The 26,645-nt window shown below is 68.1% G+C and carries 25 protein-coding genes; 10 read left to right on the top strand and 15 right to left on the bottom strand.

Annotated features, from left to right (window positions below):
- Window positions 1–20: 20 nt before the first annotated feature.
- Window positions 21–464, top strand: a complete 444-nt coding sequence (locus tag ACNSN4_RS03640) for a DUF7313 family protein (protein WP_418284419.1) — start codon at window positions 21–23, stop codon at window positions 462–464.
- A gap of 31 nt (window positions 465–495) precedes the next feature.
- On the opposite strand, the gene ACNSN4_RS03645 is transcribed toward ACNSN4_RS03640, so the two are convergent.
- The 6 genes from ACNSN4_RS03645 to ACNSN4_RS03670 all read right to left on the bottom strand — a co-directional run bounded on the left by ACNSN4_RS03645 (window position 496) and on the right by ACNSN4_RS03670 (window position 6,302).
- Window positions 496–1,812 (bottom strand): M28 family peptidase, encoded by a 1,317-nt coding sequence (locus tag ACNSN4_RS03645; RefSeq protein WP_418284420.1) that lies wholly within the window; start codon window positions 1,810–1,812, stop codon window positions 496–498.
- Between the two features lie 173 nt (window positions 1,813–1,985).
- Window positions 1,986–2,621, bottom strand: coding sequence for a DUF420 domain-containing protein (locus ACNSN4_RS03650; protein ID WP_418284421.1), 636 nt, complete (start codon window positions 2,619–2,621; stop codon window positions 1,986–1,988).
- Window positions 2,622–2,721: 100 nt separating this feature from the next.
- Window positions 2,722–3,774, bottom strand: a complete 1,053-nt coding sequence (locus ACNSN4_RS03655) for an NAD(P)-dependent glycerol-1-phosphate dehydrogenase (RefSeq protein ID WP_418284422.1) — start codon at window positions 3,772–3,774, stop codon at window positions 2,722–2,724.
- 105 nt (window positions 3,775–3,879) lie between these two features.
- Window positions 3,880–4,572: a LysE family translocator gene (locus ACNSN4_RS03660; protein ID WP_418284423.1), complete on the bottom strand. Its 693-nt coding sequence runs from the start codon at window positions 4,570–4,572 to the stop codon at window positions 3,880–3,882.
- Between the two features lie 141 nt (window positions 4,573–4,713).
- The gene (locus ACNSN4_RS03665; RefSeq protein WP_418284424.1) at window positions 4,714–5,370 is read right to left on the bottom strand and encodes a metal-dependent transcriptional regulator; all 657 of its coding nucleotides are present in this window, start codon (window positions 5,368–5,370) and stop codon (window positions 4,714–4,716) included.
- Between the two features lie 149 nt (window positions 5,371–5,519).
- A complete protein-coding gene (locus ACNSN4_RS03670) occupies window positions 5,520–6,302 on the bottom strand; it encodes a DUF2103 domain-containing protein (RefSeq protein WP_418284425.1) in 783 nt (260 codons plus the stop codon).
- Between the two features lie 135 nt (window positions 6,303–6,437).
- On the opposite strand from ACNSN4_RS03670, the gene ACNSN4_RS03675 reads away from it, so the two are divergent.
- Together ACNSN4_RS03675 and ACNSN4_RS03680 are read left to right on the top strand one after the other, a co-directional pair.
- Window positions 6,438–7,193: a hypothetical protein gene (locus ACNSN4_RS03675; protein ID WP_418284426.1), complete on the top strand. Its 756-nt coding sequence runs from the start codon at window positions 6,438–6,440 to the stop codon at window positions 7,191–7,193.
- The gene (locus ACNSN4_RS03680) at window positions 7,190–7,861 is read left to right on the top strand and encodes a DUF2238 domain-containing protein (RefSeq protein WP_418284427.1); all 672 of its coding nucleotides are present in this window, start codon (window positions 7,190–7,192) and stop codon (window positions 7,859–7,861) included. Before ACNSN4_RS03675 ends, ACNSN4_RS03680 begins: the two co-directional genes overlap by 4 nt.
- A 47-nt stretch (window positions 7,862–7,908) precedes the next feature.
- Here ACNSN4_RS03680 and ACNSN4_RS03685 read toward each other — a convergent pair whose 3' ends face one another.
- The 3 genes from ACNSN4_RS03685 to aroA form a co-directional block, all read right to left on the bottom strand.
- On the bottom strand, window positions 7,909–9,093 hold the full coding sequence (locus tag ACNSN4_RS03685) for an ArsA family ATPase (protein WP_418284428.1): 1,185 nt from the start codon (window positions 9,091–9,093) through the stop codon (window positions 7,909–7,911).
- Window positions 9,094–9,413: 320 nt separating this feature from the next.
- Window positions 9,414–10,628 carry an SMP-30/gluconolactonase/LRE family protein gene (locus tag ACNSN4_RS03690; protein WP_418284429.1) on the bottom strand — a complete coding sequence of 405 codons (1,215 nt, stop codon included), beginning with the start codon at window positions 10,626–10,628 and terminating at the stop codon, window positions 9,414–9,416.
- A 763-nt stretch (window positions 10,629–11,391) separates the two neighbouring features.
- A complete protein-coding gene (aroA, locus tag ACNSN4_RS03695) occupies window positions 11,392–12,753 on the bottom strand; it encodes a 3-phosphoshikimate 1-carboxyvinyltransferase (protein WP_418284430.1) in 1,362 nt (453 codons plus the stop codon).
- Between the two features lie 141 nt (window positions 12,754–12,894).
- Between aroA and ACNSN4_RS03700 the strand changes: the two genes are divergently transcribed.
- A complete protein-coding gene (locus tag ACNSN4_RS03700; protein WP_418284431.1) occupies window positions 12,895–13,428 on the top strand; it encodes a multiprotein bridging factor aMBF1 in 534 nt (177 codons plus the stop codon).
- A gap of 35 nt (window positions 13,429–13,463) precedes the next feature.
- On the opposite strand, the gene ACNSN4_RS03705 is transcribed toward ACNSN4_RS03700, so the two are convergent.
- Window positions 13,464–14,267: a DICT sensory domain-containing protein gene (locus ACNSN4_RS03705; RefSeq protein WP_418284432.1), complete on the bottom strand. Its 804-nt coding sequence runs from the start codon at window positions 14,265–14,267 to the stop codon at window positions 13,464–13,466.
- A gap of 149 nt (window positions 14,268–14,416) precedes the next feature.
- Here ACNSN4_RS03705 and tpiA point away from each other — a divergent pair, with 149 nt between their 5' ends.
- Both tpiA and dnaK read left to right on the top strand, forming a co-directional pair.
- Entirely contained in the window at window positions 14,417–15,061 is a 645-nt protein-coding gene (gene tpiA, locus ACNSN4_RS03710) for a triose-phosphate isomerase (protein ID WP_418284433.1), read from the top strand.
- Window positions 15,062–15,279: 218 nt separating this feature from the next.
- Window positions 15,280–17,214 (top strand): molecular chaperone DnaK, encoded by a 1,935-nt coding sequence (gene dnaK, locus ACNSN4_RS03715; RefSeq protein ID WP_418284434.1) that lies wholly within the window; start codon window positions 15,280–15,282, stop codon window positions 17,212–17,214.
- A 209-nt stretch (window positions 17,215–17,423) separates the two neighbouring features.
- Here dnaK and ACNSN4_RS03720 read toward each other — a convergent pair whose 3' ends face one another.
- Entirely contained in the window at window positions 17,424–19,169 is a 1,746-nt protein-coding gene (locus ACNSN4_RS03720; protein WP_418284435.1) for a Rieske (2Fe-2S) protein, read from the bottom strand.
- Between the two features lie 115 nt (window positions 19,170–19,284).
- Here ACNSN4_RS03720 and dnaJ point away from each other — a divergent pair, with 115 nt between their 5' ends.
- From dnaJ to ACNSN4_RS03740, 4 genes are all read left to right on the top strand, one after another.
- Window positions 19,285–20,436, top strand: a complete 1,152-nt coding sequence (gene dnaJ / locus ACNSN4_RS03725) for a molecular chaperone DnaJ (protein ID WP_418284436.1) — start codon at window positions 19,285–19,287, stop codon at window positions 20,434–20,436.
- A gap of 65 nt (window positions 20,437–20,501) precedes the next feature.
- Window positions 20,502–20,822 (top strand): cupin domain-containing protein, encoded by a 321-nt coding sequence (locus ACNSN4_RS03730; RefSeq protein WP_418284437.1) that lies wholly within the window; start codon window positions 20,502–20,504, stop codon window positions 20,820–20,822.
- 107 nt (window positions 20,823–20,929) lie between these two features.
- Window positions 20,930–21,667, top strand: a complete 738-nt coding sequence (locus tag ACNSN4_RS03735) for a hypothetical protein (protein ID WP_418284438.1) — start codon at window positions 20,930–20,932, stop codon at window positions 21,665–21,667.
- Between the two features lie 73 nt (window positions 21,668–21,740).
- On the top strand, window positions 21,741–22,238 hold the full coding sequence (locus ACNSN4_RS03740) for a LabA-like NYN domain-containing protein (RefSeq protein ID WP_418284439.1): 498 nt from the start codon (window positions 21,741–21,743) through the stop codon (window positions 22,236–22,238).
- Here ACNSN4_RS03740 and ACNSN4_RS03745 read toward each other — a convergent pair.
- Genes ACNSN4_RS03745 through ACNSN4_RS03760 form a run of 4 tightly spaced genes read right to left on the bottom strand, consistent with a single transcriptional unit; the run spans window position 22,235 to window position 26,596 of the window.
- A complete protein-coding gene (locus ACNSN4_RS03745) occupies window positions 22,235–23,488 on the bottom strand; it encodes a M20/M25/M40 family metallo-hydrolase (RefSeq protein WP_418284440.1) in 1,254 nt (417 codons plus the stop codon). The genes ACNSN4_RS03740 and ACNSN4_RS03745 overlap by 4 nt on opposite strands.
- Window positions 23,485–24,438: a diaminopimelate epimerase gene (dapF, locus tag ACNSN4_RS03750; protein WP_418284441.1), complete on the bottom strand. Its 954-nt coding sequence runs from the start codon at window positions 24,436–24,438 to the stop codon at window positions 23,485–23,487. Before dapF ends, ACNSN4_RS03745 begins: the two co-directional genes overlap by 4 nt.
- The gene (gene lysA, locus ACNSN4_RS03755) at window positions 24,435–25,760 is read right to left on the bottom strand and encodes a diaminopimelate decarboxylase (RefSeq protein ID WP_418284442.1); all 1,326 of its coding nucleotides are present in this window, start codon (window positions 25,758–25,760) and stop codon (window positions 24,435–24,437) included. The genes dapF and lysA overlap by 4 nt, the downstream gene beginning before the upstream one ends.
- The gene (locus ACNSN4_RS03760) at window positions 25,757–26,596 is read right to left on the bottom strand and encodes a 2,3,4,5-tetrahydropyridine-2,6-dicarboxylate N-succinyltransferase (protein ID WP_418284443.1); all 840 of its coding nucleotides are present in this window, start codon (window positions 26,594–26,596) and stop codon (window positions 25,757–25,759) included. Before ACNSN4_RS03760 ends, lysA begins: the two co-directional genes overlap by 4 nt.
- Window positions 26,597–26,645 lie beyond the last annotated feature (49 nt).

Below are 26,645 nucleotides of genomic sequence, written 5' to 3' on the forward strand. Positions count from 1 at the left end.
TCGTGGCCGGATGTGTCGGTATGGACCCACTGCAGTTCCTCGTCCCCCTCGGCTGGCTGGCCGCGGTCGGACCGGTGTTGCCGTACGCGATACTCGTGATGGCGGTCGCGAACCTCGCGACTCGGCATGTCGCGTACAAACGACACGTCGAACAGGGCGCCGACGAAGACAGCGTTGACGCGTACGATCCACACGCGTTCACCAATATCGGACTACTGCTGTTGAGCTTCCTGTTCGTCCTTCACGCGCCCGTCGGCGGAACGCTCCTCGCGATCCTCGTGATCACGATGCTGATCGCCGACCTGTTCGAGTTCGAGGCGCGTAACGTCGAGGCCCGCAACGACATGCCGATCGAGGCCCCGAAGAGCGCGATCGCGGCCTCGCTCCTGGTCGTGGTGTACGCCGCCTACTACGCGCTGTTCTTCCTCGTGTCCGGCGTCTGGAACCAGTTCGTCGTCGCGTAGCGACAGACGACGACCTGCCCCCGTTTCTCGACTAGAACGGCCAGTCGCCGGTGATTCTCATGCCCGTCGCCTTCCCCTCCGCTTCGAGTGCCGACGCGATCTCCTCGTCCGTCTTCGGGGTCGTCGTCACGTCCCTGTCGACGAGCTCGACGACCAACTCGGTCAGCAGAATCGCCTGTTCGCGGAGATTTCGCGACTCCAGTTTGTCGAGCGTGTCGGCACCGGTGTGGCCCCACCCGCGACCGCGTCCTTCCGTCTCGCCGGAGACCATGTAGCCCGGAATCCCGCGCTGGACGAACGGCCAGTGGTCGCTGTGCGGGACCAGCTCTCCGCCGAGCGAGACCGGGTGATCGAACCGATCGCTCACGCGCTCGGCGGCCGCTTCCAGCGCGTCGAAGCCGTGGTGATCGAGCTTGAGCGTCCGGCCGAACACGTTGCTGTCGACGTTGACGACGGCTTTCACGCGCGACGGCTCAGCGTCCCCCGCGACGAGCGACGATCCGACGAGCCCGACTTCCTCGGAACCGAAGCCGACGAACCGGACGCGCGTGTCCAGTTCGTCTTCACGCGCTGCGAGCGCGCGGGCGACCTCGACTATCGTCGCCGTGCCGGCGCCGTTGTCCATCGCGCCCTCCGCGATGTCGTGGGCGTCGACGTGCGAGGAGACGACGAGATATTCCTCCGTGTCGGGACCGAGATCGGCGACGACGTTCCCGCTCGTCGCGTCCGGCGTCTCGCAGTCGACCTCGACGGTCAACTCGTCGCCAGCGTGCCGACGCGCGAGCCGCGAGCCGGTCTCCTTCGAGACGCCGACGGCCGGAATCTCACCGATCGGCGCGTCCGCGGTGCCGACGCTTCCGGTCGGGGGGAGCGTCCCCTCGACGTGGTTCGCGAAGACGAACGCCGCGGCGCCGGCCTCGACCGCGTGGTAGTACTTCTCTCGCCGGTGGACGAACCGGTCGACGGAGTCGGGAGTGTCCGACGAGACCATCACGACCGCTCCCTCAACGTCTTCCTGGAAGTCCTCTGGAACCCCGTGAGCGAGGTCGACGAACTCGCCGGTCGCCTCGCCGCTCGGACTGCGCGGGAGCGCGATACAGCTGTTGGCGCCGCTCGCGATCGGACCGTCGCCCAGCCGGATCTCGCTGTCGCCGCGCTCCCACCCTTGGATGTCGAACGGTTCGACGTGAGCGTCTCGCGCGCCGACAGCCGCGAGGGCGTCTCGCGTCAGTTCGAGGGCCTCGCGCTCGCCCTCGGAGCCGGCCATCCGGTTGCCGACGTCCACGAGCGATTCGAGGTGCGTCCAGCCGACGTCGCTGGTGAAGGTGTCGCCGATCCAGTGAGTCATGGCTGAGGGTGCGTCGGCGACGAGTCAAGCGTTACGGTGGCGGCGGGCGGCGCCGGAAGCGGCGGTCGGTGACGGCGGACGGGTCGGAAGCGGCGGTCGGTGACGGCGGACGGGTCGGAAGCGGCGGTCGGTGACGGCGGACGGGGCCGGAACTGTATTCGGTGTCGGGCGTGCTACAGTCCGGGAACGGTCGGGACGAGGACCGCCGCGGCCTCCGCGGCCCGAAACGTCGAGTCGTACACGTGATTTAACAGGACGTACGCGATGACCCCGAGGACTAAGGAGAGCAGCCACGCGCCGGCCGCGATCCGTCCCACTTTCGCGTGCGGGGTCTCCTCGCGGAGCTCTCGTTCGGTGTGCGTGAGTCCGAGTACGATGGCGTACAAGACGACGGGGACGGAGACGATGGACAGCAGGATATGGATCGCCAACATGATCAGATACGCGTAGTAGGCCGGGTCGGGGCCGACGAAGTACTTCGTCCCGCCGCCGGCGACGCGCGGGACGTACATCCCGAGGAACACGAGAATGAGGCCGAACGAGGTGATCATGGAGGCGGCGTGTTTTCGCACCTCGCCGCGCCGGATGAAGTACCACCCGAGCGATAGCGTGACGACGGTCAGCGTGTTGACGGCGGCGATGGCGTGGGTGAGAAACTCGACGGTCGCTCGCGAGAGGTCGGGGAACAGCGCCTGAAACCCTGGAACGAGGAACGCGCCGAGCACCGCGCCGTAGCCGACGACGGTAAGGAGGAGCACGGTCGCCCCGGGCCGACGTTTGACGCTCTCGCGAACGCTGGCGGTGGACATACCACAAGAAGTGAACGGAGAGATAAGTCGGCTTCGGGTCCTCCCGCCGAACGGGGAGTCGGCCCCGGCTCCTCCCGCCGAACGGGGAGTCGGAATTCAGCTATCGGTCGATGACGCCCGTCGCGGTCGCCACCTCGACGGCGGCCTCCTCGTTGATCCCGCCCTGGAGGATCGTGTAGCGGTCGCGGATCTCGTGTGCGGTGGTCAGAGCCGCGATCAGTTCCTCGTCGTCGACCCCGAGCTCCGCGGCGGTGGTCGGGGCGTCGAGCTCCCCGAGCGCGTCTCGGATCGCGCTCCACCGCCCGTTCTCGCCGCTGTGCAGGTACTCCGTCATGATCGAAGCGACGCCGACTTGGTGACCGTGGAGCGCCTTGTCGGGGGCGATCCGGTCGAGCTGGTGCGAGATGAGGTGTTCCGCGCCGGAGGCGGGCCGCGAGGAGCCCGCGATCGACATCGCGACGCCCGAGGAGACGAGCGCTTTCACGACGACCCACGACGACTCTTCTAAGCCGGGGCGGATCATGTCGGCGTTTTCGACGAGGAGCTCCGCGGTCATCTCCGAGAGCGCGCCCGCGTACTCGCTGTACTGGACGTTGCGGAGCCGGTGAGCAAGTCGCCAGTCCTTCACGGCGGTGTAGTTCGAGATGATGTCGGCACAGCCCGCGGTGGTGAGCCGCCACGGGGCGTTCGCGAGCAGGGTCGTGTCCGCGACGACGGCCAGCGGCGGGTCGGCCGCGACCGAGTGGCGCGTGTCGCCCTCGGGAATCGAGGAGCGCCCCGAGACGATTCCGTCGTGTGAGGCGACCGTGGGGACGGAGACGAAGCCGACGTTGAGGTGGTCGGCGGCCATCTTCGCGATGTCGATCGGCTTGCCGCCACCGAGCGCGATCAGGTAGCCGGGGTCCACCGCTTCGGCGGTCTCTTTGAGTCGCTCGACGGCGTCGAACGAGGCCTCCCGTACGACGGCGGTCGCGGGATCGTCGAACTGCGCGCGCACTCGGTCGCCGGCGATATCGTTCGGCGTGGGGCTCGTCACGATAAGCGGCCGACCGGTGAGGTAGAGTTCGCCGACGGCCTCGCCGAGGTCGTCGAGCACGTCGTGCCCGACGAGCACGTTTCGCGGGAGCTTGATCCACGTGGACTTCTCGAACATACCGGGCGGTTGCGCCGGCGGGCCAAAGCCGTTGTCCATGACGACTCGTGTTGCGGGTCGCCCCGACTGGCTCACGGCGGTGCAAGCGCCGTCGCCGTGATCGGCTCACAGCGCGGCGAACGTCGTCGCCGCGTCGACGAGGAAGAACACGCCGAACCCGGCGAGCACGAGTGCCGACCCGATCGCGACGATCGGCGCGAACGTCTCGATCCGGCGCTCGGCGGCGACCAGCCCCGTCGGAAAGCCGACGATCCAGATCAGCACGCCGAGAAAGAAGCCCGCGATGAGGGTCGGCGAGCCGGTGGCGACGACGAGGACCCCGGTGAGGTCGTCGCCGACGATCGGAAGGTACGCGAGCACGTCGAGTTCGCCGGGCCGCAGGAGGCCGACGCCGACAGTGAGCCAGAACAGCACCTGATACGGGTTCGTCAGCGCGAGCACGAGCGCCTTGCGGAACCCCTTCCCCGCCGCGAGCGACGGCTCGTTGCCGGAGGTCGGGCGGAACGACGCCCGCGCGCCCCGGGCCGCGCCCACGGCGAAGTACAGCATCAGCACGCCGCCGACCGCGATCATAACGGCCCGCAGCAGCGGGTACGACTCGACGACTGCAACGACGCCCACGTACGCAAGCAGGAGAAATACCACGTCCGCGGTCGCGGCCCCGAGACCGGCCCGGAAGCCGGCGAATCGGCCGCGCAGCACGGATTCCTCGGCAATTACCGCGTTCATCGGTCCGGGCGGCGCGGCGAGCGCCAGGCCGAACACGGCACCGACCGCCAGCGTCGCGAGGAGACTCACGTCGGTTTAAACGGTCGTTTTCGTGAAAAGCCCCGCGAACGAGACGTGGCGGCTGTCGTCGCCGGAAGGACATCGATGCGCAGATATGTCGATCGGTCGGCTCGTGAATACGATCCGCCGCGGTCGCGCCCGCCTCCGTCGTCAGCGCGCTTCGACCCGAATCGACCGAGCTATCTCGGCCGGGAGGCTCTGCTCGCCGGACGCCGTCCTGACGGTCACCATCCCGAACGGCGCGACGTCGACGATCTCGATCTCGGTTCCCGGGGTGATCCCGGCGTCCGCGAGATACTCCAGCTCCGCCTCGTCGCGGTCGGAGACGCGGGTGACGACCAGCCGTTCCCCCTCGCCGTGATCGGAGAGACGCGGACCGCTCCCCTCGTCGACCGGTTCGAGGTCGGCGCTCGGGATCGGGTCGCCGTGGGGGTCGACGACGGGGTCGCCGAGCGCCTCCGCGACGCGTCGCTCGAACTCCTCCGAGATGTGGTGTTCGAGGGCGTCGGCCTCGTCGTGGACGTCGCTCCAGTCGTAATCGAGCTGATCGGCGAGGAACGCCTCTAACAGCCGGTGGTGACGGACGATTTCGAGCGCCACCGCCTCCCCCTCCGCCGTGAGCTCCGCGCCCCGGTACGGCTCGCGCTCGACGAGCCCGCGGTCCTCCAGTTTCCCCAGCATGTCCGTGACGGAGGGGGGAGTCTTGTCGAGGTACTCCGCGATAGCGGACGTCGAGACGGGCGGCCCATGCTCGGATTGGAGAACGTACACCGCCTTCAGGTAGTCCTCCATGACGTCGCTCAGCATTTATAAGCGATCGGCGACGGTGCCGGAAATAGCTACCGGGAAGCGGTCTGGGTACCGGGAGTCACTGACGGTACCAGGAGTCACTGACGGTACCAGGAGTCACTGACGGTCTCGGGAGTTGCCAACGATCGGGTCGCTTACGAGGTTCCTCACTCGTCCTGTAATCCCGCCTCCCGAAGCGCCTCGTTGAGGTCCTCGCGGACGCGCTCGCCGGTCTCGCGGTCCATCGCCGTGGTGACGATCCGGTTCTCCTGGACGCTGGAGCCGTCTCGGAGGAGGAGTCGGACGTTGCCGTTGGTCCCCGCGCGCGTCGCCTTCGCGCGGAGCCCGGTCCGCGAACCGGTGCCGCCCGCGTCGATGGGGCCGGGAACGATCTTCTTTACGTGGGGGTGTTGCGCGACCGTGCTGACAGCCTTCCGTCCCTTGCGGTCGCCGATGAGCGTCGAGTGCGAGCCGCCGATCTTCTCGCGAGGCGGCGTCTCGACGACCTCCAGCGCGCGCTCGCCGCGGCGGTCGAGCACCCACGCGACGACAGGGGTCGCGTCGCCTGCGGGATCGCTTGCGGCGTCGCGCTGTCCGTCCCGGCCCGCCTCCGCGTCCGGCACGCGATAGAACTCGTGGTGGACTTGCGCGCGGGTCTCTCGGAGGGGCTCGCGCTCGCCAGCGGCGTACACGGTGCCGGGTCGCTTGCGGCGGATCTCGTCGGCGACTCGGCCGGCGAAGTTGCGGAGTTGGATCTCGCTCAGCTGCTCGTCGCGCTCGGGCCGAGTCGTTACCGTCGTTTCGCCGACGATTTCGTCCTCGTCGAGCATCGTGAGGTGCGCGCGGTCCGCGGCGAACTCGACGACGACGGCGTCGGCGTTGGCGGTGTCACAGGTGAGACAGTAATCCCCGGGCTTGCGAAGGGGGGTTCCACACCGCCTGCAGTTCATACCCAACGGAGGCGCGTGACGGGTAAAAGCGCGTTCGTTCGGAGTGAATCGCTCGAGACGATCGCTGGGACTCGATGACGTGCCGCCGGACCCACAGAGCAACCCATATTAGTGGCCGCCGCCGTGAGAAGACACATGAACGCCGACCGCTCCGAGGCGGACTCCACAGACGGCGGCCGCGACGCCGCCGACGCGGCCGGGTCACGCGCAGCCGCGCTGTTGGAGGCGGACCTCCCCGACGACGCCGAGCGGGAGGTTCCTGCGGGGCTCGACTCTCCGATCCCCGAGGAATCAGGGGTTGAGGACCGGCTGGCGCGGCTGTTTCGCGACGGGCGGACGAACGCGGTGATCGCGTGGTCGATGATCGCGGTGCTGGTCGGGGTGTTCGTCGAGAGCCTCTTAGACTTCGATCTCCTGCCGATGATCCTGATCGCGGTGATCGGCGTCGTCGTCGTGGCCCCCGCGGTCGCGGCCCGCAACCCACAGGTGATGCTGCCGTGGGAAGTGCTGGGACTCGCGCTGTTGCCCGTGCTCGTTCGCGCCCTACTCGGCGGCGAGGTCGGCGTGTTCGCGACGTATCTCGCGATCGCCGCGTTAGCGCTCATCATCACCGTCGAGTTACACATGTTCACGTCGCTGCGGGTGACTCACTGGTTCGCCGTCGTCTTCGTCGTGATGACGACGATGGCGACCGCGGCGGTGTGGACGATCCTCCGCTGGAACATGGATCGAATGCTGGGAACCTCCTACCTCACGACGAACGAGGCCCTGATGATCGAATGGCTCTACGTGACGCTGGCCGGGTTCGCCGCGGGCGTCCTCTTCGACGCCTACTTCCGTCGGCGCGGGCTGCGGCTCCGCCGGGCCATCTGGCGGGTGGTGCGCCAATGAATATCGGTCGGTTCCTCCCGCTTCCGCGACCGTCCGTCACGACTCAGCGGCGACTCACGCGCGGGATGCAGGTCGTCCTCCTCGGTATCGTTCTCTACGGCGTCGTGGCGGGCGCGCCCAAGGCGATAACCAACGGCGGACTCGGGCTGTTCGTCACGTTCCTCCCGGCGCTGCTCGAACGGAACTACGACATCCCGCTCGACCCGTGGCTCGGCGTGTGGATCACGTCGGCCGTCTTCCTCCACACCCTCGGATCTGCGGGGTTCTATCAACAGTTCGCGTGGTGGGACCATCTCACGCACGCCCTCTCGGCGTCGCTCATCGCCGGAGCCGGGTACACGACGCTCCGTGCCGTCGACCTCCACAACGAGGCGATCCGGATCCCGACCCGCTTCGCGTTCGTGTTCATCCTCGTCGTCGTCCTCGCGTTCGGCGTCGTGTGGGAGCTGTTCGAGTTCGGACTGGACCTCGTGGCCGACGAGACGGGGATCACGATGCCGCTCGCGCAGCACGGACTCGACGACACGGTGCTCGACACGATGTACAACACGCTCGGAGCGTTGATCGTGGCGACGTTCGGTCAGGCGCACCTCTCGGGGACCGCTGAGAACGTCCGGAACGGGCTGTTCGGTAGCTCGCTCCGTGGCGATAAGCGGTCGGACGAGTAGTCGGCGCGGGCACCCTGATCGCTATCGCGACAGCCCTCAGCCGGTCCTCAGCGCAGACACGCCGCGACGACGCGGAGCGCCGCCTCCCCGCGAACCTCGTTGGCCAGCAGCGGGACGCGCTTCACGTCGCGTCCGCGGAACAGCTCCGTCGCCCGCCGGAGCGCGCCCTGTTGTACCTCCCAGCGTCGGGCACAGAAGTCGCACGTCTCGGGATTCGGCTCGACGATCCACTCGGGGTCGACGTCGGCGATCCCGCCGACGCCCTCCATCACGCGGTTGACGACCAGTGTGTTCACTGGGATACCGAACTCGTCCAAGCGCGCGACGAGCCGCTCCGACTCGACGACGCTCATCTCCTCCGGAATCGTGACCACGCGGAAGTCGGTCTTCTCGGGGTCCTGCAGCACGCTTCGGAGGCGCTCGATCCGCGCTTGCAACTCGTCGAGGTCGGCGGACGGGTCCTGTTCGTCGTCGCCGCCGAACATCCCTTTAAGCCCGTCCATCATTCCGGAGAAGCGCTGGCGGAGCTTCATCACGCGCCCGATCATCGAGTCCATGATCTCGGGCAACTGGAGGAGTCGAAGGGTGTGACCCGTCGGCGCGGTGTCGACGATCACTCGGTCGAATCGCGGGTCGTCGAGGTACTCGAGCAGCTGGCGCATCGCGGCGGCCTCGTCCGCGCCGGGCATCGTCCCGCCGAGCAGCGAGCCGAGCCCCTCCTCGCCGTCGGAGGTGTCTCCCGTGCCAGCCGATCCACCTGTTCCGCTCGGGCCGCCCGCGCCACCAGCTCCCGCCATACCGCCCAGCATATCGCCCATCTCGCCCATCCCGCCGAGGGGGTCGCCGTCGGCGCCGAACATCCCCTCCTCCATCGCGTCGTCGGGGTCGATCTCGGCGGCGTACAGCGGCATGTCCTCGCGAATGCGCGCCGGCTCCGCCGGGATATCGGTCTCGTAGGTGTCCGACAGCGAGTGGGCCGGGTCGGTCGAGACGACGAGGGTGCGGACGCCGCCCGCGGCCGACGAGAGCCCGGTCGCGGCCGCCATCGTCGTCTTTCCGACGCCGCCTTTCCCACCGTAGAGGACGTAGTCGGGAGCGTCGACGCCCTGCGGAAGATCGGTGGCCTCGCCGGTTTGGACCGTGTGATCGGTCTCAGCGGGCTCGTGAGTGTCGTCGTCCGGTATCTCCGGCTCGTCGACGCGATCCACGGGCTCGACGTCGATATTGTCCATGCGAGGTAGTGGGCGGGGGGTGTTTGTGTACCCGTCGGTCCCGAGAGGTAGGGGGTGGTGTTTGTGGCTCCGTCGAACTCTTCAGCCGATGACAGATCTCTTGGGCCGTGCTGAATACAGAGCGCGTATGCAGCGTGTTGCTCGGTACCAGTATCACGGATCCTGAATCAGCGGAGATCGGTATAATCAATTCCAAGAAGTAGATTGAGGACAGTACCGAGCGGCACTGCCCTACTCCGCCTACAGTTTAAATGATCTGAGACCACCGATACTGATCTGGCTGGTAATCGACAGCGGTGGCCGACCCGCTGGTTCTCGGGCTACCCTTGGAGCTCCCACTCGGCTTCGCCACACGAGGCCAAGTCGGTGTATTCGTTGGTCATCGCGACGACGTCGCTCAGGCTGCCGTCAGTCGGGTCAACCGTATACCATTCGCCACCGCCCGCCTCGTGGGCCCAGAGGGTCTCATTCTCGAAGGCGAGCTGCTTGCCCGTGGCGAATTTCGTCGAATCCGCGCTGTCCTGCACGATCAACTGCTGATCGGACGTGTCGCTCAGGTCGACGCTGAAGAAGATCGGCCCGAGACTCGAGTTGGTGGTGCTCACGTAGAGCATCCCGTCCTCGTCGATGGCGAGGTCCCCGAGTCCGACGTTGGACCAGTCCAGATCGGCAAACTTGGCTCCGCTGGCCGAACCACCGCTGATGTCTGCCGTCCAGAGCTCATCACTGCCATTCGGGATGTAGTAGTAGAGCCCATCGTGGAAGGCCGCCCCGGCGATAGGTTCACCGTTCGGTGAGACGACGCCGTAGGTTTCGATGCCGAGTGCGCCGTCCTCGTTCATCGTCTTGAGAACACCGTTCTCCTCGGCGAAGTACCAGACGTCGTTATCGTCGTCGAAGGCCAGCCCGTTCGGGTAGTTGCTGTTCGAGAAGTCGTCTGGGATATTACCGACTATCGTCTCAGTGATTTCGCCGGCGTCCGGATCGTAGCTGATGCTGACGATGGACGTTGGGTCCTCCCGAGAGGTACCATAGAACGGACATTGCGGGAACGGCGTCTCTTCGAGGCAGAATTGGAGATTGCTGATAGCAGCTGTGTTCCCGCCGTTGTTCTCGAGGCTCGATGTGTAGGCGGTGCCCGGATCATCCACAGTGTCACAGTCGTTACCGCCAAAGGCCATCACCGTCGCCGCGACGTATCCGTCTGCCTCCCATTCGACGGAGACTGGCTCGCAGTCCTGCCCGTCTTTGCTGTCCCAGTCCGTTATCTCGACGAGTCCAGTGTCTGTCTCTTCCTCGAAATAACAACCAATGACGTTTCCATCCTCATCGGTCTCGGTAACGAACTCGAATTTGACGTAGGCATCACCTTCAGTACTGTCGAAGGCCTTGTAGCAGGGTTTCCCACCGCTCTGAGCTGCAGCCACGCCACTGAACGACCCTCCGACGAGTGCTGCGCCAGAGGCCGCCCCCGCGCTCTTCAGTACAGTTCGTCGATCTATTCCCCACTCGATCTTGTCTGGGTCGTTGGTCATTTGTAATCCTCCCCGTTAGGGGTGACTAGCTCTCACCCTACAAATACATAGTAAAGTATATCATTCAGACTAGTTGTCAAATTTGAATATCATTATTAGCTAATCAACGTCAGTCAGCATAATCGAGATACTTCTCCAGGTTTTCTGAAGACAGGAACAAACTAAGCGCCTATTAATGACACCAAGCCCACATTTAAATGGTGTTTCCAAACACAGCCGTCGTGCTGACTGCATCTTCTGTATCCAGCAGGTTGTCCTGACTGTCTCAGATGACTTCAACGGAGACACTTTTGACTGTAGCGACGGAACGGTCTGAGGCGCCATATTGTCGCTACGAGCTTCTCCAACGGCCCGGCGGCTCGTTTATCACTACTGACTACTGACCCGCGGCGAAGACTCCAAAGCCCCAGCCGCGACGACTCGCGCGGCTCGGTGTCGTTCGAGACGCCGAAGGCGTCTCGTGATGACGAGAGAGCTCCGCTCTCTCGAACCACGCTCCTCGCTCAGTCGCTGTCGCTCCTTCGCTGCGGTGCTTCCGTCGCCGAGCTTCGCCCTCGCGGCTACCCCTTTGAGTCCCACCCGACCACACAGCAACCGCGGCCTCACGCCTCCCCAGCCTCGGCAGACGGCCCGGCGCGGGCGTAGCCGCGCCGGACCGCTGCCTCCCTCGCGCGGGCTGCTCGCGGGCCGATGGCCCGCTCGCAGGCGCACGCCGATGTTCGTTATATACAACGACGCTCGCCGGGCGAGACGTATTTACCGGCTACTCGCTCGCGTCGTCGCGTTCGACCGCCATCCCGAGGTCGGCCATCGCGTCGAAGAAGTTCGGGAAGGAGACGTCGACGTGCTCCCCGCCGCGGATCGTCGTGGTTCCCTCGGCAACCAGGGCGGCCACGGCGAGCGACATCACGATCCGGTGATCGGCCCGCCCGTCGACGGTCGCGCCGCGCAGGTCGCTCTCGTCGCCGTGGATCGTGAGCGTGTCGGGCTCCTCGGTCGTTTGCGCGCCCATGGCCTCCAGCTCCTCGGCCATCGCGGACACCCGGTCCGTCTCCTTGTATCGGACGTGCTCGCAGTTCACGATCCGCGTGTCGCCGTCGGCGACGGCCCCGAGCGTCGCGATGGTCGGCAGGAGGTCGGGCGTGTCGCCCACGTCGACTTCGATACCCGACAGCTCGGAGCGCGCGACGGTGATGACGCCCGCGTCGCGGTCCCACTCGATGTCGGCGCCCATCCGCTCGACGACGTCGACGATCGCGGCGTCGCCCTGCGCGCTCGGCTTCGCGCCCTCGATGCGCACGACCTCATCCTCTTGGGCGGCGACCGCGCCCGCGGCCACGAGGTACGAGATCGACGAGAAGTCCCCGGGAACGGTGTAGCCCCCGCCTTCGGGCGCGTACGACTGGCCGCCGGAGACGCGGAATCCCTCCGCGCCCGCGGCGCCGTCGAGCGCCTCGCCGTCGGCTCCCACGGGCGTCGCCTCGATCCCGAACTCGTCGAGGAGCTCGAGCGTGATGTCGACGTAGGGCGCGGACTTGAGTTCGGTCGTCAACTCGATATCGATCCCGTCGTCGGTGACCGCCCCCGCCATCACCAGCGCGGTGACGTACTGCGAGGAGACGTCGCCGGGAATCGAAACCTCGCCGCCCGCGAGCGGCCCGGTGATGACGAGCGGCGCCTGCCCGTTGCCTCGGGTCGACTCCGCGCGCACGCCGAGGTCGGAGAGCGCGTCGAGGAGCGGTCCCTGCGGCCGCGACCGCAGAGAGCCGTCACCGGTCAGCACCGTCGTCCCGTCCGCGAGCGCGGCCGCGGCGGTGACGAGCCGCATCGTCGTCCCGGAGTTCGCGCAGTCGATCACGTCGTCCGGGACGGACGGGCGACCGTCGAACCCGTCCACGACAAGGGCGTCGGCGTCGTCAATAGCGTCTGCGGACTCCGGCGCAACTGCGCCGCCGAACGCGGTTACGGCGCGGGCGGTCGCCTTCGTGTCGGCCGAGACGAGCGGTGATTCGACGATCGCGCCGTCGCTGTACCCCGCGGCCAGCAGCGCGCGGTGCGTGTAGCTCTTCGAGGGCGGCGCGCGGGTCGACCCGCGCACGGTCGAGTTGGTGACGTGAACGTCCATATCTCCTGTGCCGGCCGCGGCGACAAGTCGGTACCGGCTGCGGCACGATTGCGGCGCCGTGAACGGATCCGTTCGGCGTCAGATCCAACCTCTGCGGTCCCCGGCGCTTCCTTTATACCACCGGGAGCGTTACCGTCGCGTATGCCCCAGTGTGAGATGTGTGGCGCCGACCAGGCCTCGCTGACGACGACGAAGGTCGAAGGCGCCGAACTGGAGCTGTGTAGCTCGTGTACGGACTTCGGTACCGAGGTCCGCGATGAGTCACCCAGCTCCGGCGGCGGCAAGTACTCCACGAGTTCGAGCACCGGGAAGTCGTCGTCTTCCTCGTCGTCCAGATCCGGCGGTTCCGGCGGCTCCAGCGGCGGATCGACGCGCCCCCGAGACATGTTCGACAACATGGACGAGATCGCCACGGACTACGACGACCAGATCCGGAACGCCCGCGAGTCCCGCGGTCTCAGCCAAGAGGAACTGGCCGACCAGCTCAACGAGAAGGCGAGTCTCATCCGCAAGCTCGAACGCGGCGACACCCTCCCCACCGACGACATCCAGCGGAAGTTGGAGCGCGAGCTCGACATCTCGCTCGTCGAGGGCGAGTCCGTCGAGGACGCCGAGTGGGACAGCGGCGACTCCGGGACCATGACGCTCGGCGACGTCGTCAAGCGAAAAGACTGAGACTCCGTTCGAGCGCTACCGGCTCCGTCCGGGCGCTATCGGCTCCGTCCGGCGTCACCCTCCGTCTGCTCCCCGTTCACCGTCCCGTACCGGTCGGTCAGGTAGTCGATGATGTAATCGACCGTCTCGGGGTCGTAGCTCCAGAAGCCGAAGAACTCTCCGGGCGCGCGCTCCTCGGCGAGCAGCGCGCACTTCGCCTCGTCGATGCCGCCGCCGTCGTACGCGACGAACCACGTTTCGCGTATCTCAGCCGTCTGACCGATGTGAACGGTGTAGTGTTCGACGTCCGGGGCGTCACCCTCGTCGGCGGCGTACGCGTGGACGTCGAGCGCCTCCTTCTCGCCCAGCAGGTCGTACGTATCGCTCTCACCGGTGAGCACGTCGAGCGTCTGAAAGCCCGCGTGAAGCTCGCCGTCACCGACGCGCCACGCGCGGTCCTCGATCTCCCGTGACGCGGCGACCATGTCCGCCCGCGAGTACGAGGTGAACATCGTTTCGTCGAGGTGGTCGAGGATCCGCTGACCGACCCGGCGCGGTGACCGCTTGTCGATATCTTCGACCCCCTGTCCGGCTGAGTCACCGCCCGACTCGACGGATCCGGCGTCCTCCGGGCCGCTCTGCGGCAACAGCTCGTCGACGGTAACGGCCGTGACGAACGCGCCGTCACGCTCGAGGACGGCGTAGTTCTCCGGGCCTGACGGCGTTTTGGCGGCCGCGATCTCGATGTTGCGGTCGGCGAAGTGCTCTCGGAGGGTCGCTGTGACCGCCGAGTCCGCGTTGAAGACCGTCAGCGTGGCCTCGTGAGCTTCCACGCCGGCGATGAGCTCGATGAGGGACATCTCTTGTCGAACCCACAGTATCGGGGTATAAGGTCGTTTATGCTCCCGCGGCCAGGTGAGCGGTCGAAGCCGACACGAGTAGGGGATCTTCGGTGGTCGAACGTCGCCGGAGTATGAAGCTATTTGCGCTCGGGCATCCGAGTACAGCCATGTTCATCCTGGTGAACCTCAAGGCGTACCCGTGTGATCCGATCGAAGTCGCGACGGCCGCCCGCGACGTCGCCGAGACGTCCGGCGCGCGTATCGCGGTCTCCCCGCAGGCGGCCGACATCGCCCGCGTCGCTGACACCGGCGTCGAGACGTGGGCCCAGCACGTCTCGCCGAACGCCCACGGCTCGCACACCGGCTCGACGCTCGCCGAGGCCGTCGCCGATAACGGCGCGGAAGGCACCCTCATTAACCACTCCGAGAACCGCCTGAAACTCGCCGACATCGACGGCTCCGTCCGCGCCGCCGAGCGGGCCGACATCGAGACGATCGTCTGCGCGAACAACCCGGCGCAGGTCGGTGCGGCCGCCGCGCTCGGCCCCGACGCGGTCGCCGTCGAGCCGCCCGAACTCATCGGCGGAGACGTCTCCGTCTCGACGGCCGATCCCGGGATCGTCGAGGACGCGGTCGCGGCCGCCGACGCGGTCGACTCCGACGTCGACGTGTTCTGTGGCGCCGGTGTTTCCACCGGCGACGACGTCGCCGCAGCCGGTGACCTCGGCGCCTCCGGCATCCTGCTCGCGTCCGGCGTGGCGAAGGCTGACGACCCGCGGGCGGCGCTCGAAGACCTCGTGTCCGGAATCTGAGCGCGACCTTCTGGAGACCGAGCGCCATCTCGCGAAGAACGAGATACGCTTCGACGGAGACCGACGCCGGTTCCTGCGCTTGCGGATCATGATAAAGACACCGATGCGATCGGTTCACACGATCGGAGAAACCGCACGACGTGAGAGGCATCGGCCGTCCGCTGAGATCGCGCCGTCTAGTAACCTTTAACCGACGCAAGACGCTAACTTTGGCTAAGATGGCGAGCAACAAGATCCTCGGTATCGACCTCGGTACCACCAACTCTGCGTTCGCAGTAATGGAGGGCGACGAGCCCGAGATCATCGCGAATGCGGAGGGCGATCGGACCACGCCCTCCGTGGTTGCGTTCGCCGACGACGGCGAACGGCTCGTCGGGAAGCCGGCGAAGAACCAGGCCGTCCAGAACCCGGACCGCACGATCCAGTCGATCAAGCGGCACATGGGCGAGGACGACTACACCGTCGAGATCGGCGAGGACGACTACACCCCTGAGCAGGTCTCGGCGATGATCCTCCAGAAGATCAAACGCGACGCCGAGGAGTACCTCGGCGACGACGTCGAGAAGGCGGTCATCACGGTTCCCGCCTACTTCAACGACAAGCAGCGGCAGGCGACCAAAGACGCCGGCGAGATCGCCGGGTTCGAGGTCGAACGGATCGTCAACGAGCCGACCGCCGCTTCCATGGCGTACGGCCTCGACGACGAGTCCGACCAGACAGTCCTCGTGTACGACCTCGGTGGCGGCACGTTCGACGTTTCGGTCCTCGACCTCGGCGGTGGCGTCTACGAAGTTGTCGCCACGAACGGGGACAACGACCTCGGCGGCGACGACTGGGACGAGGCGCTCATCGACCACCTCGCAGACGAGTTCGAGAACAACCACGGGATCGACCTCCGCGAGGACCGGCAGGCGCTCCAGCGGCTGAAAGACGCCGCCGAGGAGGCCAAGATCGAGCTGTCGAGCAAGAAGGAGACGACCGTCAACCTCCCCTTCATCACCGCGACCGACAGCGGTCCGGTCCACCTCGAACAGTCGGTCACCCGCGCGACGTTCGAGAAGCTCACGTCGGACCTCCTCAAGCGGACGGTCGGCCCGACCGAGCAGGCGCTCTCCGACGCCGACTACGCCAAGTCGGACATCGACGAGGTCATCCTCGTCGGCGGCTCGACCCGGATGCCGCAGGTCCAGGAGAAAGTGGAGGAACTCGTCGGCCAGCAGCCGAAAAAGAACGTCAACCCCGACGAGGCGGTGGCGCTCGGCGCGGCCGTGCAGGGCGGCGTGCTCTCCGGCGACGTAGACGACATCGTCCTGCTGGACGTCACCCCGCTCTCGCTCGGTATCGAGGTGAAGGGCGGCCTCTTCGAGCGACTCATCGAGAAGAACACCACGATCCCCACCGAGGAGTCCAAGGTGTTCACCACGGCCGCCGACAATCAGACCTCCGTGAACGTTCGCGTCTTCCAGGGCGAACGCGAAATCGCCGACAAGAACGAGCTGCTCGGCGCGTTCCAGCTCTCCGGGATCCCGCCGGCACCGGCCGGGACCCCGCAGATCGAGGTCTCGTTCAACATCGACGAGAACGGCATCGTCAACGTCGAGGCCGAAGACCAGGGCTCGGGCAACGCCGAGTCGATCACCATCGAGGGCGGCGTCGGGCTCTCGGACGACGAGATCGAGCACATGCAGGAGGAAGCCGAGAAGCACGCCGAGGAGGACGAGGCCCGCCGTGAACACATCGAGGCTCGCAACGAGGCCGAGACGTCGATCCAGCGCGCCGAGACGCTCTTAGAGGAGAACGAGGAGGACCTCGAACAGGACCTCGTCGACGACATCGAGGCCGCCATCGGGGACGTCGAGGAGACGCTCGAAGACGAGGACGCCGAGACCGAGGAGCTGGAGTCCGTCACCGAGGCGCTCTCCGAGGCGCTCCAGGAGATCGGCAAGCAGATGTACCAGGAGCAGGCGGCACAGGCCGGTCCGGGCGGTGCCGGCGGCGCTGCCGGCGGTGCCGGTCCCGGCGGTATGGGCGGCATGGGCGGCGGTGCCGGTCCCGGTGGCGCGGCCGGCCCCGGAGCCGGCCCCGACGAGGACGACGAGGAGTACGTCGACGCCGACTTCGAGGACGTGGACGACGAAGACGACGAGGAGTAGTCCGCGCGAGCGGCGAGACGTAATCCGCGCGAGCGAAGAAGCGAAATCAGCGCGAGCGGCGAGACGTAATCCGCGCAGGCGACGTGGCGTAGTCCCCGCCCGATTCTTCCGCGGGGGCGGTGTTCGCTTGAGCGCGACACGACGCCGAACCGCTCGATCCGCGGTCGAGTTCCCGTTCTGTTACGTCCAATTCTCCTTTCGAGCGACCGTCACGTCGCCTCGTGAAGCTTCTCGCCGCGGTGGAGCCGCGTCGCGATCGAGAAGGTCTGTTCGTTCTCGCGGCGGGTCGGGAAGTGCGCGGACATGTATCGAGCCGGCGCGATCAGCGCCAGCCGTCGCCCCCGTTCGTCGTCGATGGCCTCGAACCGCTGGACCCCGGCCTCCAGGCTCTGAATCGCGTGGAAGCCGGCGTCCTCCCGGAGGAGCCCGCGACCCAGCGTCCGCTTGAGCGCCGCGGGGTCCCCGCCCGCGTCGAAGTGGTCGTTGACCAGCCTGCCGGCGCGGTTCACCGCGCCGTGTTCGTCGAAACACGCGAGCAGGTCCTCGCGGATCGCCTCGGGGTCGCGGTCGTCGTCGCCCTCGCCCGGTTCGGGGACCGGTGCCCGCGGCGAATTGAGGAACCGGTCGAGGTACACCGACATCGCGCCGTCGAAACAGGCGCGGTACAGCGCCGTCGTATCGGTTCGGGTCGTCGCTCGGTGGACGGCGTTGGCGTACGACAGCGTGTGGTGGACGGTGTTCCAGTCGTCGAACTCGTTGTTGGTCGCGAAGTACGCCACCCGTCGCGTCGCGGCCCGAGCGACGGCATCGGCGAGTTGCTCCGACGAGGCCCCGGACCGGATCGCGCCGGTGAGCGCCTCGACGATCTCGCGGGGGTCCGCAGCGAGGAGCGTCTCGACGAACCCCTCGGGACGCTCCCAACGCGCGCCCTCGCCCTCGGCGACCAGTTCCGGGAGGCGGTCGGCTGCGTCGAAGCACAACGCCGCGATGTCGACCGGGCTCCGCCACGAGGAGCGCTCCTCGGCTCGACTCGCGTCGGTGATCGCCGGGACGACCGAGGCGAGGACGGCGTCGGCGTGCTCCGTCCAGCCAACGTGGTCCAGCGTCTCGAACGCGGTGTTGATGAAATCGAGCGTGTGGCTGCTGTTCATGTAGAGGTGGTCGGTGGCGGCCGTGAACAGCAGGTCCGCGACGTCCGCGGGAGGAAGCGCGTCGACCGCGGTCAACAGCACCCGCTCCGCGCCGTCCCCGTCGCGGACCTCACAGTTGTCGCGGAACCAGGATTTGAGCCGTTGCTTCGGGACGTCGCGGTTGTCGAACGAGTACCCCTGGAACCGCGGCGGTTCGCCGGCGCAGTTAGCCGCTACCTCGCGGACCCCGTGGAACATCGCCCGCCGTCGGTCTCGACCCCCGAGGTGGTCGTGGAGCGTCGCCAGACAACCGAGCGTCGTGAGTCCCCGCCCCCATCCGCTGGCACGGTATCGGGTGCCGAAATTCACCGCGGTCTCCAGCGGCGTGACGAACCCGTCGCCGTGGTCGTCGAGTCCCACCACCGACTTAGCCATGACGAGCGGCAGGTTCTCTTGGAGGCCGTCGGCGAGCCGGTTGCGCCATCGGGTCGCCGGCGGAACGTCCGGCTCCGGGTCCGGATCGACGTACACGTGACTGTCACGGATCTCCACCGGGAACGTCTGGACGTCGTCGGCCCACGGGTCGAACGTGTCGCCCGCCTCGAGTTCGAACCGCGCGTGGTGCCAGTGGCAGGTGAGCACTCCTTCCTCGACGGTCCCCTCCGACAGCGGGAACCCCATGTGGGGACACCGGTTGTCGACGGCGTACACGTCGCCCTCGTGGTGAAACAGCGCCACGGCCTGCCCGCCCGCCGAGACGACCGCCCGCCCCTCGGCGACTAAGTCGTCGAGGTCGGTGACGGGTACGTACTGGTCAGCTGTCATGTTCGGCGAGTTCCGTCTGCTCCGACTTAATCGTTCCCTGGCGCGTGGACGCTACGGATCGGCGGCCGTCGACCCGGGCTTTTGAAGTATCTGAGTCGGCTACAGTCGATAACGAATGAGTGAGGACTTCTACGACGTCTTGGGCGTTTCGCGGGACGCCAGCGAGGAGGAGATCAAGAAGGCGTATCGTAAAAAGGCCGCCAAACACCACCCGGACGTCAGCGACGACGACGACGCCGAGGAACGGTTCAAGAAGATCCAGAAGGCCAAGGAGGTGCTCACCGACGAGGAGAAACGCCGGCAGTACGACCAGCTCGGCCACGATCGGTTCACCGAGGCCGACAAGCGCGGCGCGACCGGCGGCGGCCCGGGCGGAGCCGGCGGTCCGTTCGGCGGAGCCGGCGGGGCCGGCGGGGCCGGCGGCTTCGAGGACATCTTCAACCAGTTCTTCGGCGGCGGCCGCGGCGGCGGTCCGGACAACCGCCCCCGCCAGGGTCGCGATCTCCGGACGGGGCTCACGATCGACCTCGAGGAGGCGTTCGAGGGGGCGACGAAGGAAGTCACGCTCAGGCGGCCGACGACCTGTGACACCTGTGACGGCGCGGGTCACCCGCCGGACGCGGACGTGGAGACGTGCCCGCAGTGTAACGGCCAAGGGCAGGTCCAGCAGGTCCAGCAGACGCCGCTCGGCCGGGTTCAACAGACCTCGACGTGCCCGCGCTGTGAGGGCGAGGGCGAACTGTACAGCGAGGACTGCGCGGACTGCGGCGGCGACGGCGTCGTCCGCGAGAAGGCGACGCTCTCCGTCGAGATTCCGGCCGGGATCCGGTCGGGCCAGAGCCTTCGGATGGAGGGAGAGGGCGCGCCCGGCGAGAACCGCGGCCCCAACGGCGACCTCCTGATCGAGGTCGACGTCGACGTCGGCGACCGGTTCGAGCGCGACGGCGACGACCTCCGCGTGAGCGAGGCGGTCTCGTTCCCGCAGGCCGTCTTCGGCGACACGATCGAAGTGGAGACCGTCGACGGGAGCGTCGAGATGGACGTGCCCGCCGGCACGCAGAGCGGCGAGACGTTCCGCCTGAAGGGGAAGGGGATGCCCCGCCTGCGGCGGCGCGGCCGCGGCGACCTCTACGTGCAGGTCGGCGTCGTGATCCCCGAGTCGCTGAACGAGGAGCAGCGCGAGGCGCTGGAGGCGTTCGCCGAGGCGGGCGGCGAGGACATCGACGTCGGCGGCGGGTTCTTCGAGCGGCTGAAGAGCTCGTTTTAATCCCCGGCTTCGGGGTCCCCTCGTCGACCCGTACCTTTTCCGCGGTTCGACCCGTTCCGTCACCCATGGGCTACGACGCGACCGCCTACGACGACGTCGAACCGCGCGCCCCGGGCATGTACTTCCTCCGCGACGCGCTCGACTGCGAGGGGCTCGGCGTGACCGTCGTCGAGGCCGACGCCGGCTGGGAGGGCATGGAACACGATCACGCCGAGGACGGCCAGGAAGAGGTGTACGTGCTACTGTACGGCGAGGCGACCCTGACCGTTGACGGCGACGACGTCGAGCTGAGTCCGGGCGACGCCGTGCGCGTGGACGCGGACTCCGCCCGCACGCTGTCCTTCGCGGCGGACGGCTCGAAGATGGTCATCGCCGGCGCGCCCTGAGCGGTGGCCGCCGCCGAGCGGATCCGGTTCGCAAGACGCCGCCGAACCGCTCCAGCTCGCGGGAGCGCCTCCGCGTTTTTAAGTCTCGGCCGCCCCGAGCAACGCGTATGGACGTCGTCGGCGATCTACTCGCACGCGACAGGCGGAGCCGCGACATCGCGCTCGTCACGGCCGACGGTCGCGAGCGCACCTACCACGACCTGATCACGAACGCGTACAAGGCCGCGAACGTGCTCCGGTACCTCGGCGCGCGCGAGGGGTCCACCGTCGCCGTCGAGCCGACGCCCCGGCTCCACACGACGCTCGCCTTTTTGGGCGCGGCGGGGTTGGGAGCGGCGGTCCGGTTCGATCCCGACGCGGGGATCGCGGCCGGTGATCGCGTGGTGCTCGTCGACGTCGCCGACGAGGAGCGGACGGACCCGGCGCCCGGCACCAACCTCGCGGTCTTCGACGGCCCCCCGGAGCGCGCCGAGACGACCCACTGGGAGCAGGATCTGTGGAGCGAGAACCCGGGAATGCCGCCGAGTTCGGTGGAGTCGACCGATCCCCTCGTCCGCGACGCCGATCGGGATGTCTCTCACGCCGACGTGCTCTCCGCGGCCGCGTCCGTGATCGAGGCGCACGACATCGACGAGGAGACTCGGGTCGTATTGCGCGGCAGCTTCGCGACGGTCGGCGCGGTGACGGCCGGAATCGTCGCGCCGCTCGCCGCGGGCGGGACGGTCGTCTTGACGGACCCGAGCGGGACCGACGGCGACGCCCGGGGTGATCTCGCCGTCGTCGCCGAGGGCCAAGAGACGGCTCCCGAGGCCCGTTCCGTCCCGGTCGCGGACGTGTTTCGGTGAACGGACACCGCTCGCGTCGATGCGGTCGCCGTCAGATCCCAAAGCCCCTATGGGATGCCTGCGAACGACCGGTATGACCGAGATTCACCCCGACCAGCGCGTCGCGGTCCTCGTCGACTCGCAGAACCTGTATCACTCTGCACAGAGCGTGTACTCGCAGAACATCGACTACTCCGGACTCTTAGCGGAGGCCGTCAACGACCGGGCGCTCGTTCGCGCAATCGCGTACGTCATTCGCGCCGACTCGCCGGAAGAAGAGAGCTTCTTCGAAGCCCTCCGCGACATCGGCTTCGAGACGAAGATCAAGGACATCAAGACGTTCGCGGACGGGTCGAAGAAGGCCGACTGGGACCTCGGGATGAGCCTCGACGCCGTCTCGCTCGCGAGCCACGTCGACACCGTCGTGCTCTGTACCGGCGACGGCGACTTCGCCCGCCTCTGCTCGCACCTCCGTCACGAGGGCGTTCGCGTCGAGGCCATGGGGTTCGGTAACTCCGCCGCCGACGAACTGATCGACGCCGCTGACGAGTTCGTCGATCTCGCCGAGCAGGAGGAGACGTTCCTGCTCTAGGCTTCGGTTCGCGTCTGACCCTCAGTCTCCACGTCCCCGAGTAGTGCCGCAATCGTCTTCCCGACCGCAGCCGCCGCCGCCTCGACCTCCCGCACGCGGACGTACTCCCGCTCCGCGTGCGCCACCGCGCCCGCCTCGTCGGCGAGGTCTCCGGGGCCGAACACGACCGTCGGCGCTGGCGCGAAGTAGGACGCTTCCGTGGCCGCGCCGAACGGGCGGACCGCGCCGCCGCGCTCGGCGGGCAGCCCGCTCGACTTCGCGGCCGCGCGCGCCGCCTCCGCGACCGTCGCGACCAGTTCGTGGTCCGGGTCCGTCGCGAACGCCTCGAAGAACGGCGACTCTCGGTCGGTCAGCGCCACCTCGGTGTCGACGCTTTCGGGGACCGCCTCGCGCACCGTCGCGGCCAGTGACGACCGGAACTCCTCGGCCGACTCGGGCGGCACGCTCCGCCGATCGACCGTGATCGCGCAGTCCGCCGGGACCTGATTCGTCGCCTCGCCGCCCTCGATGACGGTCGGCGTGAGCTTCGGCGGCCCGAGTTGCGGGTGCGGGTCGGCCTCCTCGTCGAACGTCCGGATCGCGGCCAGCGCGCCCTCCGCGGCCGCGACCGCGTTCGCCCCGGCGAACTCGGCGGCGTGAGCGGCGACGCCCGACAGCTCGACGGTTCCCTGAAATCTCCCTTTCGCCGCCGTGCAGGCGTCGAGTCCGGTCGGTTCGCCGACGAGGTACAGGTCACCGTCGAGTCGGTCCTCGGTGCCGGGCGACAGCCCGGTCAGCGCCGCCGCGCCGAGCGACAGCACCTCTTCGTCGGGCGTGAGCGCCAGCGTGAGTCGCCCTCGCTCCGGCTCGGCGGCGAGAAAGCCCGCCAACAGGGCGGCGAGCGGTCCCTTCGCGTCGCAGGCACCGCGGCCGCGGATCGCCGTCTCTGTCCCAGCGGTGCCTGACGCCGTCTCGTCTTCGCGGGCCGCTCCCCGCTCGAACGGGACGTGCGGCGTCACGGTGTCGAGGTGGGTGTTCGCCACGAGGTGCGGCCCGGCGTCCGGTCTGGGCGAGGCCTTCTCGGCGATCACGCAGCCGCCGGCGACGACCTCGCTCTCGACGCCGAACCGGTCCAGCGTCTCGACGACGAACGCCCGCATCTCCTCGACCGACTCGTGAGAGGGGATCTGCACCGCATCTTCGAGGAAAGCGACCGGATCGAAGGGCCCGTTCGGGGGCGATTCGGCTCGCTCGCGATTGCCCCCGCTCATCGCGGGTCCGCTGACAGCGTCCCGGAGAACTCGTGGGCGACCGGGCCGGTGAGCGTCGCGTGGCCCGCGTCCGGCACCGTGATCTCGAGTTCGCCGCCCGGAGGCCGGGCCACCGCGGACTCGCCCTCGATCAGACCGAGTCGTCGGGCCGCGGCGACGATCGCGACCGCGCCGGTGCCACACGATAAGGTCTCGCCCTCCACGCCGCGCTCGAAGGTGCGCTGGTCGAGGATCGCAGGCCCGTCACCGCTCCCGTCGTCGACGACGCTCGCGAGGTTCACGTTCGCGCCGTCGGGGAAGACGGCGGCGTGACGGACCGGAGAGGCGACCCGGTCGAGGTCGACCGCGTCGATCCCGTCCGGGTCGTCGCGGCCGCCGTCGACGAACGACACCGCGTGCGGGACGCCGGTGTTGAGCGCGGTCACGGTGAGCCCCTCGACCGGTTCGTCGATCAGCGGATCGGCGCGGTCGACCGGGACGCGTCGCGGGTCGAACGTCGGCTCGCCCATCTCGATCGTCGCCGCCGTGGCGTCGTCGTTCACCCACGCGCGGCGCGTCCCGGCCAGCGTATCGATCATGAACTCGCGGTCGCCGGTGCGGTCGTGGGCCCACCGAGCCACGACGCGGGCGCCGTTGCCGCACATCGTCGCCGTCGAGCCGTCGGGCTGCACGAGCGACATCACGACGCGAGTCGGGTCGAAACGCTCCTCGACGCTTAAAAAGAGGACGCCGTCGGCCCCGCGGCGGTCGGGTTCGTCCGCGTTGGGCCCGTCTGCGCTGAGTTCGTCCGTGTCGGCGTCGAAGTCGCGTCCGTCGACGCCGGTTTCGCGGTCGCAGTGCGCGCGCGCGAACGCCGCGCGGTCCCGCACGTTCTCCGCGTCTGCATCGACGACGAGGAAGTCGTTCCCCGTGCCGTGGTACTTCTCGACCGGGACGGCGTGGGTACTCATCGTCCCTCCTCCTCGACCGTTCGTTCGACCGTCGTGAGGTCCGTCATGCGCTCTCGTCGCCGAACGATCGCCGCCTCGCCGTCGTCGATCGCGACCTCTGCGGGTCGCGGCCGTGAGTTGTATTGGTTCGCCATTTCGTATCCGTACGCGCCCGCGATGCCGACCGCGAGGAGGTCCCCGCGCATCGGATCGGCGAGCGCTCGGTCGTTACAGAAGGTATCGCCGGTCTCGCAGATAGGTCCTGCGACCGTGACAGGGGTTGCGTCCCGCTCGTCGGGCGCGGGAGCCCCGTCGGCCCCGCCGAGGTTCCGAATCGGGTGGTACGCCCCGTACATCGCGGGGCGGAGCAGGTCAGTCATCCCGGCGTCGACGCCGACGACGCGCTCGTCTGGCGTCGGCTTCACCGTGTTCACTCGCGTCAGGAGAACGCCCGCGTCGGCGACGACGTACCGTCCGGGCTCGATCGCGAGGTCGACGCCCGCGGGGAGGGGCGCGACGGCCTCGCGGGTCGCATCGGCGACCGCGGGCAAATCGAGCGGCGGTTCGTCCTCCTCGTAGGGGACGCCGAACCCGCCGCCGACGTCGACGTACTCGAGGTCGAGGGGGGCGGCGTCGCCCTCGGCGGGGGAGAGGAGGTCGCGCGCGAGCTCGCCCAACCGCGCGACCAGCTCTCGGTGGCTGTCCAGCTGTGCGGGGTCGATCCCGGAGCCCGCGTGGGCGTGGATCCCGACGACCTCGAACCGCTCGGCCGCAGACCGAGTCACAGCCGCGGCGCGGTCGTACGGGACACCGAACTTCGCCGCGCCGCCGGTCCGCACCTTCTCGTGGTGTCCGGCGCCGACGCCGGGATTGACTCGGACGCAGACGCGGCCGTCGTACCCCCGGTCAGCTAGCCGGTCGAGCGTGTCGACCGCGCCGACCGTCACCGTCAGATCGGGCTCCGCCTCCGCGACGCCGACGACGTAGTCGAGGTCGCGGGCGGGCGGGTTGACCGCGGTGTAGTGGAGCCGATCCCCGCCGAAGCCGGCCGCGAGCGCGCGGTCGAGCTCGCCTGCGGAGGCGCACTCCGCGTCGAGACCGGCCTCGCGGACCGCCTTCAAGACCGCACGCCCGGTGTGTGCCTTCACCGCGTAGCGGATGTCGGCGTCCGGAAAGGCGTCCCGCAGCCGCTCGCAGTTCTCGCGGACGCGATCGAGGTCCTGAACGTAGAGCGGGGTGTCGTGCTCGCCAGCGAGGTCGCTGAGGCCGTCCGCGTTCCAGTCGCTCACGCGTCGGATCGAGGGGTTCACAGGGGATTCGGCGGCCGCGTCGCGGTCGCTCATTCCCGGAGCGCGTCCTCGCGCCGGGTCGCTTCGAGCGTGTCCTCTTCGACGTGAGTCGCGACCACCGCGGGCTTGTACGCGCCGCCCTCGAACAGCTCGTGGTCGCCGACGGACGACTCGACCATCCGGGTGAACGCCCGGCGCTCGGCCGGGAGGTGTCCGTAAATTACCTCCTCCTCGACGAGGTCGTAGACGGGGATCCGGGGCGTGAGAAGGGTGTTCTCGCCCACGATCGAGTTCTCGCCGACGCGGAATCCGCTCGTGACGCGACAGCCCGCGCCGAGCGAGACGCCGTCCTCGACGATCACCGGCGCGTCCTCGACCGGTTCCAGGACGCCGCCGACCAGCGTGTTCGCCCCGAGCTTCACGTTCTCGCCGAGCTGCGCACAGGAGCCGACCGTGTCACAGGAGTCGACGAGGGTGCCGTCGCCGACGTACGCCCCCATGTTGACGAACGAGGGGCTCATCATGATGCAGTCGCTGCCGAGGTACGCGCCGCGGCGAATCGCGGTGCCGTCGGGCGTGTTGCGCGTACCTCGCTCGCCGAGGTCGGCGGTGTCGCGCAGCGGGAGCACGTCGTAGTACGTCACGCCGCCGTACTCGCGCGCCTCGGTCTCTCGCAGGCCGAAGTTCAGCAGGATCCCTCGCTTGACCCACTCGTTGGCCTCCCACGAGGTCACGTCGTCGCCCGTCTTCTCGGCGGCGCGGACCTCGCCGGCTTCGAGCGCGGCGAGGAACTCGTCGATAACGGCGGCGTCGTCGTCGGTCGAATCGGCGACGGTCAGCCCGTCCTGGTAGCGATCCCAGAGGTCGGATACGTCGGTTCGGAGTGTCATTGAATGGTGTATGGATGAGTGTCGGTATTTATTCGTCGATGTGCGTATG

This window comes from Halorubrum marinum (genome assembly GCF_048381195.1).
In the GTDB taxonomy this organism is placed as follows: domain Archaea; phylum Halobacteriota; class Halobacteria; order Halobacteriales; family Haloferacaceae; genus Halorubrum.

Coding starts and splice junctions, on each gene's coding strand:
- ACNSN4_RS03640 (WP_418284419.1), top strand. CDS start 21: ATGGACCCACTGCAGTTCCTCGTCCCCCTCGGCTGGCTGGCCGCGGTC.
- ACNSN4_RS03645 (WP_418284420.1), bottom strand. CDS start 1,812: ATGACTCACTGGATCGGCGACACCTTCACCAGCGACGTCGGCTGGACG.
- ACNSN4_RS03650 (WP_418284421.1), bottom strand. CDS start 2,621: ATGTCCACCGCCAGCGTTCGCGAGAGCGTCAAACGTCGGCCCGGGGCG.
- ACNSN4_RS03655 (WP_418284422.1), bottom strand. CDS start 3,774: ATGTTCGAGAAGTCCACGTGGATCAAGCTCCCGCGAAACGTGCTCGTC.
- ACNSN4_RS03665 (WP_418284424.1), bottom strand. CDS start 5,370: ATGCTGAGCGACGTCATGGAGGACTACCTGAAGGCGGTGTACGTTCTC.
- ACNSN4_RS03670 (WP_418284425.1), bottom strand. CDS start 6,302: ATGAACTGCAGGCGGTGTGGAACCCCCCTTCGCAAGCCCGGGGATTAC.
- ACNSN4_RS03675 (WP_418284426.1), top strand. CDS start 6,438: ATGAACGCCGACCGCTCCGAGGCGGACTCCACAGACGGCGGCCGCGAC.
- ACNSN4_RS03680 (WP_418284427.1), top strand. CDS start 7,190: ATGAATATCGGTCGGTTCCTCCCGCTTCCGCGACCGTCCGTCACGACT.
- ACNSN4_RS03685 (WP_418284428.1), bottom strand. CDS start 9,093: ATGGACAATATCGACGTCGAGCCCGTGGATCGCGTCGACGAGCCGGAG.
- ACNSN4_RS03690 (WP_418284429.1), bottom strand. CDS start 10,628: ATGACCAACGACCCAGACAAGATCGAGTGGGGAATAGATCGACGAACT.
- aroA (WP_418284430.1), bottom strand. CDS start 12,753: ATGGACGTTCACGTCACCAACTCGACCGTGCGCGGGTCGACCCGCGCG.
- ACNSN4_RS03700 (WP_418284431.1), top strand. CDS start 12,895: ATGCCCCAGTGTGAGATGTGTGGCGCCGACCAGGCCTCGCTGACGACG.
- ACNSN4_RS03705 (WP_418284432.1), bottom strand. CDS start 14,267: ATGTCCCTCATCGAGCTCATCGCCGGCGTGGAAGCTCACGAGGCCACG.
- tpiA (WP_418284433.1), top strand. CDS start 14,417: ATGTTCATCCTGGTGAACCTCAAGGCGTACCCGTGTGATCCGATCGAA.
- dnaK (WP_418284434.1), top strand. CDS start 15,280: ATGGCGAGCAACAAGATCCTCGGTATCGACCTCGGTACCACCAACTCT.
- ACNSN4_RS03720 (WP_418284435.1), bottom strand. CDS start 19,169: ATGACAGCTGACCAGTACGTACCCGTCACCGACCTCGACGACTTAGTC.
- dnaJ (WP_418284436.1), top strand. CDS start 19,285: ATGAGTGAGGACTTCTACGACGTCTTGGGCGTTTCGCGGGACGCCAGC.
- ACNSN4_RS03730 (WP_418284437.1), top strand. CDS start 20,502: ATGGGCTACGACGCGACCGCCTACGACGACGTCGAACCGCGCGCCCCG.
- ACNSN4_RS03735 (WP_418284438.1), top strand. CDS start 20,930: ATGGACGTCGTCGGCGATCTACTCGCACGCGACAGGCGGAGCCGCGAC.
- ACNSN4_RS03740 (WP_418284439.1), top strand. CDS start 21,741: ATGACCGAGATTCACCCCGACCAGCGCGTCGCGGTCCTCGTCGACTCG.
- ACNSN4_RS03745 (WP_418284440.1), bottom strand. CDS start 23,488: ATGAGCGGGGGCAATCGCGAGCGAGCCGAATCGCCCCCGAACGGGCCC.
- dapF (WP_418284441.1), bottom strand. CDS start 24,438: ATGAGTACCCACGCCGTCCCGGTCGAGAAGTACCACGGCACGGGGAAC.
- lysA (WP_418284442.1), bottom strand. CDS start 25,760: ATGAGCGACCGCGACGCGGCCGCCGAATCCCCTGTGAACCCCTCGATC.
- ACNSN4_RS03760 (WP_418284443.1), bottom strand. CDS start 26,596: ATGACACTCCGAACCGACGTATCCGACCTCTGGGATCGCTACCAGGAC.